Origin of the sequence: Pseudomonas sp. Y39-6 (assembly GCF_023651955.1) — a bacterium.
Lineage (GTDB): Bacteria > Pseudomonadota > Gammaproteobacteria > Pseudomonadales > Pseudomonadaceae > Aquipseudomonas > Aquipseudomonas veronii.
Map to the genome: position 1 here is coordinate 3,434,189 of NZ_CP069594.1, position 8,589 is coordinate 3,442,777.

Below are 8,589 nucleotides of genomic sequence, written 5' to 3' on the forward strand. Positions count from 1 at the left end.
ATCAAAGGGATGGTATTGAGGTGGTCAGCGCGTGGGCGAACCCCTCGATCAACCGATTGCAATCCTGGGCTGTCAGCAGCGGGGAAGGCGTGAGCCTGACGACCCTGTGGTCATTGAGCGAGTGGCACACAATGATTTGCTGTTCGATCAGGGCCATGACCATGTTCGCGGCGACCGAGGCGTCGCTGAATTCAAAGCCCAGCAACAAGCCGGCACTGCGCAACTTGACGCGCTCGGCCAGGCCCCTCTGCTGCAACAGCGCGCTGAAGCGGGCGTGCAGGTCCTGGCCCATCAGCCGGGCACGTTCCACGAGGTCTTCCTGCACCATCACTTGCAATGTGGCCTGCACGGCCGCCATGGCCAGCGGGTTGGCGCCGAAGGTCGAGGTATGCACCGTGGGGTTGCGGTTGAACGGCGCGTAAATCGCCGCGCTGGCGACCATGGCACTGACCGGCACGCAGCCACCGGACAGGCTTTTGCCCACCAGCATGATGTCGGGCACCACCTGTTCCTGGTCGCATGCCCACCAATGGCCGGTACGGCCCATGCCGGACTGGATTTCGTCGATGATCAGCACGGCGTCGTACTGGTCGCACAGTGCGCGGACACGTGTCAGGTAGCCTGGCGGCGCGAGGATCACGCCCGCTTCGGCCTGGATCGGTTCGAGAATCACACAGGCCTTGTCCGGCGAAGCGCGCAATTGCTGTTCCAGCGCGGCGCTGTCGCCGAAGGGGACGAACGTGCTTTCACTGAGCAAGCCGCTGAACGGCTCGCGGTAGCTTTCGCGGCCAGTGACGGCGAGTGCGCCGAGGGTCTTGCCGTGGAAGCCGCCGAGGGTCGACAGCGTGCGGCGGCAGCCGTTGAGCCGGGCGAGTTTCAGGCCGGCTTCGGTGGCCTCGGCACCTGAGTTGCAAAAGAACACATAGTCCAGGTTGCCAGGGCAATGCGCAGCCAGGGCTTGCGCGGCGAAAGCCTGTTGCGGGTTGAGCAACAGCTTGCTGGCCAGGGCGTTTTGCTGCAGCTGCCGGGTAACGGCCGCCACCACCACCGGGTGGCCGTGGCCGAGGAAAAATACGCCATAGCCGCCGGCATCCAGGTACTTGCGGCCTTGGCTGTCGTAGATATAAACGCCATGGCTGGACTGTTCGATCGGCAAATTCATCAACGACGCAAGGCGTGCGTACCCTGAATTCACGTGCTGGCGGAAGTACTGGTCGACCTGTGCGGCGTCGGCTGCGGGTTCGGTAAGAAGCGGGTTCATGCGACTGACGCCTGTGCGACGGTTGGCATCGGCTGCTTGAGCATGCGCGTCAACGCGCCCAGCTTGGGCGCCAAGTGGTTGAGCGAGAGCAGTAACTCACGGCTGACATCCCGTGCGCTGAACGCCGGTTCGCCGAGCAACTCAGGGAGTGACGTGGGCAGCGGTGTACGCAGGCAGGCATAGCGACACAGCTGGTTGGCGCGGCCCAGCGCGGCCTGGATATTGCCGGTCAGTGCCGGGAGGAACACTGGGCGGATCAGCCGCTCATAAATATCCGGCGCCATGCAGCGCGGCCGGGTGAAGGCTTGGGCCTGGGCTTCCATGGATTGGCACATCAGGTCCAACAGGCCGTTGAGATCAAGCGCCTGCGGGCCACTGGTGAGAAAGTAGTCTGCGCCGATCAAGCGCTGGCGCAACGCGTTGGCAATCGCCCGCGCCGCCACGTCACGGGCGATCAAGTCGATATACCCGGCAGGCGGGCAGGGCACGATAGGCAGCACGCCGGACATCATCAGCCCCATGGTCATATGAAACCCCTGGAAGTTGGGCATGTGCCCGCTGTCCGAGTCGCCGATGATGATGGAGGGACGAAAGATCGAAACATCGATACCTGCCGAGCGCACCAGCGTTTCAGCCTGGCGCTTGGCGACTTCGTAAGGCGTTTCTGCTTGCACGCCTTCGTAGTAGTCGCACGGATGGGTGAAGGCGGTGCTGATGTGGTAAAGCGGCACGTTGGCTTGCTGGACAAAGTTCACGACGTTTTCGGTGCCGAGGTAGTTCACCGAAAAGATCTGGTCGATATCGCCATCCATGCGGGTCACCGCTGCGGCGTGGATCACCCAATCGACACGCTTGAGCAGCGCTTCATAATCGCCGACGTCCAGCCCCAGTCGCGGGCTGCATATATCGCCCTTGAGCACCTCCACGCGCGGGTGGCGAATGCGGCTTTTACGCGCCAGGCATACCAGGTCAAAGTCCTCTGCCAGGCAGTCGATCAGTGATTCACCGAGTACGCCTGAGCCACCCGTGAGAAGGACGGTTAATTTTTGCTGTTCTGACATGTAGGACGCTTCCTGCGGACTCATCGAAAGAATTAACGGTGCGTTCCGCCAAATCCCGGGCACGGATACCCCTGGCGAACACTCTTGCATTCACTGTCGGTAGCGCTGAGGTGCTGTGTGAGGCCGGCAATCAGCGCTTATCGTTTTCGCGAATAAGATGCGATCGATATTGGCTTTTTGATATCAATGCGTCTTGAACGAAACGCTTGTCTTTCGCAAAACCCTGGCAGCGGTGCGGGGCGTCATGCCAATCATGCGGCGCATGATGCGGGCCAAGTGCGCCTGGTCGGAAAAGCCGCCGTCGGCGGCGGCATCCGACAAGGTGGAACCGTCAGCGAGGGATTTGGACGCGCGCTCGAGTTTGTTCCAGATGATCCATTGGGACAGCGACACGCCCATCTGGTGCGTGGCGACATAGCGCAAGCGCGGGCTGGACAGGCCGACCGCACTCGCGGCGCGGCTGACGGAGCCCGGACCGTCGCGGTCCAGGCGCAGAATGTTCAAGGCCTTGTAGAGGCGTTGGTCGATGGGCGACGTAATCGCCAGCAAGCGCCCCAGCGCTTCCACAAACTGAGACAGGGAGCTGGAGTGGCGAAAGCACTCGAGCAGTTCGTCACTGGCCAGGGCGATGCCATTGTCTTGCAGCAACGCGTTGAGCGCACGCCCCAACGGGGTATCCGGGTTGACGTAGACAAAGGCCACCGGATGAATGTCGGGCACGGCACGGTGCTCGACATTGGGCCCAATGATCACGCCGGCCGCGCGGATCGACTGGCCTGGCAACTCCAGGGTGACGGGCTGGTGTACGCCGATGCACAGCTGAATGGCAACATGGGAGTGGGCAGTGTTCTGATCCGCGCGGCCAATGTAGCCGGCCCATGAATCACCAAAGGTAACGTTGCCATCCCACATGTAAGGTCTTCCTGACTCAGAGGGTGAATTTTCCGTGTGCAGGGTAGGCCTGCGCCGGACTTGATTCAAGCATCGGGCAGCGGGTTATACCTGCAACGCGGCGCGCATGCCCGCCAATTTGATGCAGGTTTCGTCGTATTCGCTGGCAGGGTCGGAGTGTTCGACGATGCCACAGCCGGCAAATAGACGGGCTTGGTTGCCGTTGAGCAAGGCGCTGCGCAAACCGACGATGAATTCGCCGTTGCCGTGGGCATCCAGCCAGCCTAACGGCGCCGCGTACCAGCCACGGTCAAAGCCCTCGAATTGGCGAATATGCTCCAGCGCCTGGCCGCGTTCATGGCCGCCGACGGCGGGCGTCGGGTGCAGGACTGCGACCATGTCCAGCAAACTGCTCTGCGGGCGCAGTGCGCCTTCGATCAGCGTCGCCAAGTGCTGCACGCGGCTGAGCCGCTTGATGTGCGGCGCCGGGGGAACGTGCAACGGGCGTACCCAGGGCGCCAGGTCACGCTGAATGATCTGCACCACCACGGCATGCTCATGCTGGTTCTTCTGGCAGCCGAGCAGCGTTTGCGCCAGTTGCGCATCCTGCTCCGGGCAGGGATCGCGCCGGGCTGTGCCCGCCAGCGCCAGGGTTTGCAGGTGACCGTTGTGCAGTTTGACCAGGCGCTCCGGGGAGGCGCCGATAAAACACGCGTGGTGGCGTCGAAACGCAAACAAGTACGCCGTGGGGTCGTTGATCGCCAGGGCAGCCAAGGTGCGCCCGGCACTGATGGGCCGGGAAAATTCGCTGACCACTTCCCGCGCCAGCACCACCTTGTTCAACGCGGTGTCGCGCAACACGTCCAGGGCATGCGCGACTTTGCTTTCCCAGCAGGCCCGCGGCAGGCTCTGGTCGCGGGTGTGCTGCCGTGCAGCCGTCGGGGGCGCGCCGCTGACGTAGCGATCCATCAGCGTGTTCCACTCCTTCAGTACGTGCTCGCAACAGCAACGCGCCGCATCGCTGGGCGCGACGCGCTGTTGGCACACCAGCCAACAGTCTGCACCGTCGCGCACCAGCAATAGCGTCATCAGCCACAGGGACGCATCGCCAAAATCCTGCCAGGCGGGGCTGGCCTTGACCTGATGATCGAATCGAAAGCCGCCGCACACCGAAGGCGCCAGCGGGCCGTGTATCACCGCGCTTTCCAGCCAGTATCGCCATTGTGCATCGACCGAGGCAAAACGCTGAGGGCCCGTGCTGCTCAGTTCCGCCGCCACCCCCCAGCCGAACAGGCTTTTGTCGTCTTCCGGCGCCCGCCAGAACAGGCACTCGGCGCCAGGTTGGTCGGCGCTGCCAAACAGCGCCAGCAAGTCCAGCGGGGCGATCCTCATCGAGTAACTGGCCAACACCGGCTCACCTTGTTCGACGGCACGCCGCTGGGCGTGCTCGAACACCTCGGTCATCCCCTCGGCATGAGCGTGCAACTGTGCAAAGGCCCTCATGCCAGCGTTCTCATCGCACGCCAGTGCAACACTTGCTGGCCGATGTACCAATGGATGATCTGGGCAAACAGGGTTTCGACGAAGTGCGGGTCCAGCCCGGCCTGCTCGGCCCACTCGCGGCGTTGCGGGAGCATCTGGGCAACGCGTTCGGGCGCGGCGATGCTGCTTTCGGTCGGCTTGAAGCGCGCGGCGGCTTTGACGTAAGCCATGCGTTGGCGCATGAGGTCGATGATCTGGTGGTCCAGTGAATCGATGGCGTGACGGATGTCCTGCAGGCCATCACAGGCGTCGGGGGTTTTCATTGACAGGTTTCCTTCAAGGAGGGCGATGGGGTCGACAGCGTCGCGACGATGGCGTCGATGAGTGCCTGGCGTTGTTCGACCAGGTAAAAATGTCCGCCTTGCCAGCGCTGCAGGTGCAGTGGCTGGTGGCTGGCGGCTTGCCAGGCCATGGCTTCATCAAGCTCGATTTCCGGGTCTTGCTCGGGGTAGAACACCCCGATGCGGCTCTTGAGTGGCCGCGGTTGTGCGCAGGTGTAGGTTTCAACGATGCGGTAATCGTTGCGCAAGCCGGGCAGGAACAGTTCGCACAGGGCCGGGTTCTCCAGCAACGCATTGGGGCGCTCGGCCAGGCGCCGCACATCGTCCAGCAAGGCCGCGTCGGGGCCCAGGTGCAACTGCCCGCCGCGTTGGCGCTGCGGCGCGGGGTGGGCGGACACGAACAGGTGGTCGACGGCGATTGCCCGTTGTTCCAGGCGCGTCGCCACTTCATATGCCACCACCGCCCCCAGGCTATGGCCGAACAACACCAGCGGCCGGTCGGCGTAACACGACAACGCGTGCGCGGCACCGTCGGCGAGGCGCTGCATGTCGGTCAGGCACGGCTCGCTGAAACGGTCTTCGCGGCCCGGGTATTGGATGGCCAACAGGTCGATGTCGGCGGGCAGGGCATGGACCCAGTCGCGGAAGAAACTCGCACTGCCCCCGGCATGCGCGAAACACACCCAGCGCCAGCGTGGCATGGGCGTGAGTCGATAAGCGCGTACCCAGCGTTCGTCGTGCAGGTTCACGAAGCGACACTCTGCAGCCAGGCCTGGCGCAGGCGCTCGCGCAGGTCTTTGCGGCTGACTTTGCCCACGCCGGTGTGCGGGAAGTGTGCGACGAACTCGATACGGTCCGGCACCTTGAACGCCGCCAGGCCGTGGCCGCGCAGGTAATGCTTGAGTGCGAAGGCCGAGGGCGCCGGGTCACGGGCGACGATAAAGGCACAGGTGGATTCGCCGAGCACCGCATCCGGCATCGCCACCAGTGCGGCGTCGTGTACCTGGGGATGGCCGATCAGCAGGTTTTCCACTTCTTCGGCAGCGACTTTTTCACCGCCGCGGTTGATCTGGTCCTTGTCACGACCTTCGACCACCAGGTAACCGTCGGCGGTGCGCCTGACCCGATCACCGCTGCAATAGAATCCATCGGCGGTGAACGCCCGGGCATTGTGTTCGGGCAGGCGATAGTAGCCGCGAATGGTGTAGGGGCCGCGCACTTGCAGTTCACCCACTTCACCCTCGGGCACCGGTTGGCCCTGTTCATCGACAATGCGTACTTCGTCATCGGCGCTCAGCGGACGGCCCTGGGTATGCAGCAGCAGATCCGGGCGGTCATCCAGGCGGGTAAAACACAACAACCCCTCGGCCATGCCCAGCACTTGTTGCAAGGTGCAGCCCAGCGTCGGCGTGACCCGTTCTGCCGCGCTGCTGAGCAATTTCGCACCGCCCACTTGCAGCACGCGCAGGCTGGACAGGTCGGCCTGGCGCTGGTCCTGGGCGTCCAGCCAGAGCATCGCCAGCGGCGGCACCAAGGCGGTGACGGTGACACGCTGCTCGCTGATCAGCGCAAAGCAGGACTCAGGGTCCGAGCGGCGCGTACACACCACGCGCCCACCGGCCAGCAGGGTGCCGATCACACCCGGGCAACACAGGGTGAAGTTATGCGCCATGGGCAACGCGGTGAGGTAAACGGTACGCGTATCCAGCTCGCAGACTTCGCTGCTGGCGCGCACGTTATAGAGGTATTCGGCGTGCCGCCTCGGGATCAACTTTGGCGTGCCGGTGGTGCCTCCCGACAGCTGGAAACACGCCACGGCGTCGGCGCGACCGGCGTCCCGTTCCAGCGGCGCGCTGTTGTAAAGCTCACTCAACGCGGTGAACTCCTGCGCATCGCCGTCGATCACCACGTGGCGCAACAGCGGGTTGGCAGCGGCCAGTCGGCGCGCCATCGAGCGGCAATCAAAGCCCTCCAATTGAGCGCAGCCGATGTAGGCCGAGGCCTGGGCAAAGCCACAAAAGCCGCCGATCTCATGTTGACGGTGGGCGGGCAGGGCGAGGATCGGCCGGGCGCCCAGGCGGAACAACGCAAAGCACACTTCGATAAACGCAGTGCCGTTGGGCAAGTGCACCACCACATTGTCGCCCTCTGCGATCCCCAGCGCGTGCAAACCGCCAGCCAGGCGCCGACAGCGGTCTGCCAGGCTGCGGTAATTGAGGTGCAAGGGGCCGTCGGTTATCGCAATGGCCGATGGGTTGCGCGCGGCGACCGTGTCGAGGGCCTGAGCGAAGGTCTGGTCTTGCCAGTAACCGGCCTGGCGGTAGCGTTCGGCGAACGCGGCAGGCCAGTCGGGCGCGTCGCCAACGCTGTCTGAATCGGGTGCGCAGGTGTGCAATGACATGGAATCCCCTATTTGTAGAAATAATTGGCTACAAACGTCTAAATGAGATCTATTATCATTGTCCTTCGCCGAGCGCTTCTCAACGCCAAGGCTTTCGGACCTGTGACTTTTTCATTAGGTGAAATACACAGCGGCTATAAACAGGGAGGTTTACGGTTTAAAAGCCTCCTCCTCATTCAGGTCAGGCCCCGCGTAATGGCCTCAGGATCAAGGGAAAACCCAATGACTATTACGATCATCGCCCCCAGTCGACAAGAGACGCAGGCCGAGCCCAAGGGCAACCAACCCGGAACGGTCTACCTGGACCCGCACATGACCCTGGTCACCGGCACGTTGTGGTCAGACAGCGAAAACTGGGTCGAGGACCCGCTGGAGCGCGGCCTCAAGTTGATTCTGGTGCAAAGTGGCGAGCTGTCGTGCCGCATCCCCGGGCACAGCGAGCAGTCGATCAAGGGGCCGAGCCTGTGCACCATCGTCAACGACGGCGAGTTCACCTCGTCGCAGATCTACGGCACCACCACGCCACTGCGCTACACCATCGTCCAGCTGGACCTCGAATCCCTCGACCGCCATCTCGGCCTGGCCCCGCGCAAGCTCCTCAGCAGTGGCGGCGGCGACCCGTACATGATGGTGCGCCCGGCTCCGCGCGCGATGCAGGCACTGGCCACGCAAATTGCAACATGCCCGATGCAGGGCCCGAGCCGCTCGTTGTACCTGGGTGGCAAGGCGCTGGAATTGACCGCGTTGAGCGCGCAGTTCCTGCTCGGTGAGCGCGGGCAGCCGGAGCATAAGCTGCGCATCACCTCGTCGGATGTGGAGCGTGTACACGCCGCCCGGGACCGTCTGGTGCGCTCGCTGCTCGAACCGCCCAGCCTGAACGCCCTGGCCAGTCACGTGGGCATGAGCCCGCGCAAACTGACGGCGGGGTTTCGCAAAGTGTTCGGTACCAGCGTGTTCGGCTACCTGCACGAACATCGTCTCAACGAAGCCCACCGCATGCTCAGCGACGAGGAAAGCAATGTGTCTACCGTCGCCTATGGCGTGGGATTCAGCCCGGCGCATTTTTCCATCGCCTTTCGCAAACGCTATGGTGTATCGCCCAGCGAAATCCGTTGATCACGGCACGGTGTCTCTGAATCGAATGAAAAGGCC

The 8,589-nt window shown here is 63.4% G+C and carries 8 protein-coding genes; 1 reads left to right on the forward strand and 7 read right to left on the reverse strand.

Features of this window, described 5'->3' with window-relative positions; translation table 11 throughout:
* Nucleotide 1: 1 nt before the first annotated feature.
* The 7 genes from JN756_RS15605 to JN756_RS15635 all read right to left on the reverse strand — a co-directional run bounded on the left by JN756_RS15605 (nucleotide 2) and on the right by JN756_RS15635 (nucleotide 7,437).
* Nucleotides 2–1,261 (reverse strand): aspartate aminotransferase family protein, encoded by a 1,260-nt coding sequence (locus JN756_RS15605; protein WP_198864359.1) that lies wholly within the window; start codon nucleotides 1,259–1,261, stop codon nucleotides 2–4.
* Nucleotides 1,258–2,322 (reverse strand): SDR family oxidoreductase, encoded by a 1,065-nt coding sequence (locus JN756_RS15610; RefSeq protein WP_046383432.1) that lies wholly within the window; start codon nucleotides 2,320–2,322, stop codon nucleotides 1,258–1,260. The genes JN756_RS15605 and JN756_RS15610 overlap by 4 nt, the downstream gene beginning before the upstream one ends.
* Nucleotides 2,323–2,505: 183 nt before the next feature.
* The gene (locus tag JN756_RS15615; protein ID WP_017849079.1) at nucleotides 2,506–3,234 is read right to left on the reverse strand and encodes a helix-turn-helix domain-containing protein; all 729 of its coding nucleotides are present in this window, start codon (nucleotides 3,232–3,234) and stop codon (nucleotides 2,506–2,508) included.
* A gap of 84 nt (nucleotides 3,235–3,318) precedes the next feature.
* Nucleotides 3,319–4,716: an isochorismate synthase gene (locus JN756_RS15620; RefSeq protein WP_201022251.1), complete on the reverse strand. Its 1,398-nt coding sequence runs from the start codon at nucleotides 4,714–4,716 to the stop codon at nucleotides 3,319–3,321.
* On the reverse strand, nucleotides 4,713–5,018 hold the full coding sequence (locus JN756_RS15625) for an isochorismate lyase (RefSeq protein WP_017849081.1): 306 nt from the start codon (nucleotides 5,016–5,018) through the stop codon (nucleotides 4,713–4,715). The genes JN756_RS15620 and JN756_RS15625 overlap by 4 nt, the downstream gene beginning before the upstream one ends.
* The gene (locus JN756_RS15630; RefSeq protein WP_284694040.1) at nucleotides 5,015–5,785 is read right to left on the reverse strand and encodes a thioesterase II family protein; all 771 of its coding nucleotides are present in this window, start codon (nucleotides 5,783–5,785) and stop codon (nucleotides 5,015–5,017) included. Before JN756_RS15630 ends, JN756_RS15625 begins: the two co-directional genes overlap by 4 nt.
* Nucleotides 5,782–7,437 (reverse strand): (2,3-dihydroxybenzoyl)adenylate synthase, encoded by a 1,656-nt coding sequence (locus JN756_RS15635; protein WP_201022252.1) that lies wholly within the window; start codon nucleotides 7,435–7,437, stop codon nucleotides 5,782–5,784. The genes JN756_RS15630 and JN756_RS15635 overlap by 4 nt, the downstream gene beginning before the upstream one ends.
* Before the next feature lie 222 nt (nucleotides 7,438–7,659).
* On the opposite strand from JN756_RS15635, the gene JN756_RS15640 reads away from it, so the two are divergent.
* Nucleotides 7,660–8,553 carry a helix-turn-helix domain-containing protein gene (locus tag JN756_RS15640; protein WP_017849084.1) on the forward strand — a complete coding sequence of 298 codons (894 nt, stop codon included), beginning with the start codon at nucleotides 7,660–7,662 and terminating at the stop codon, nucleotides 8,551–8,553.
* The last annotated feature ends 36 nt before the right edge of the window (nucleotides 8,554–8,589 follow it).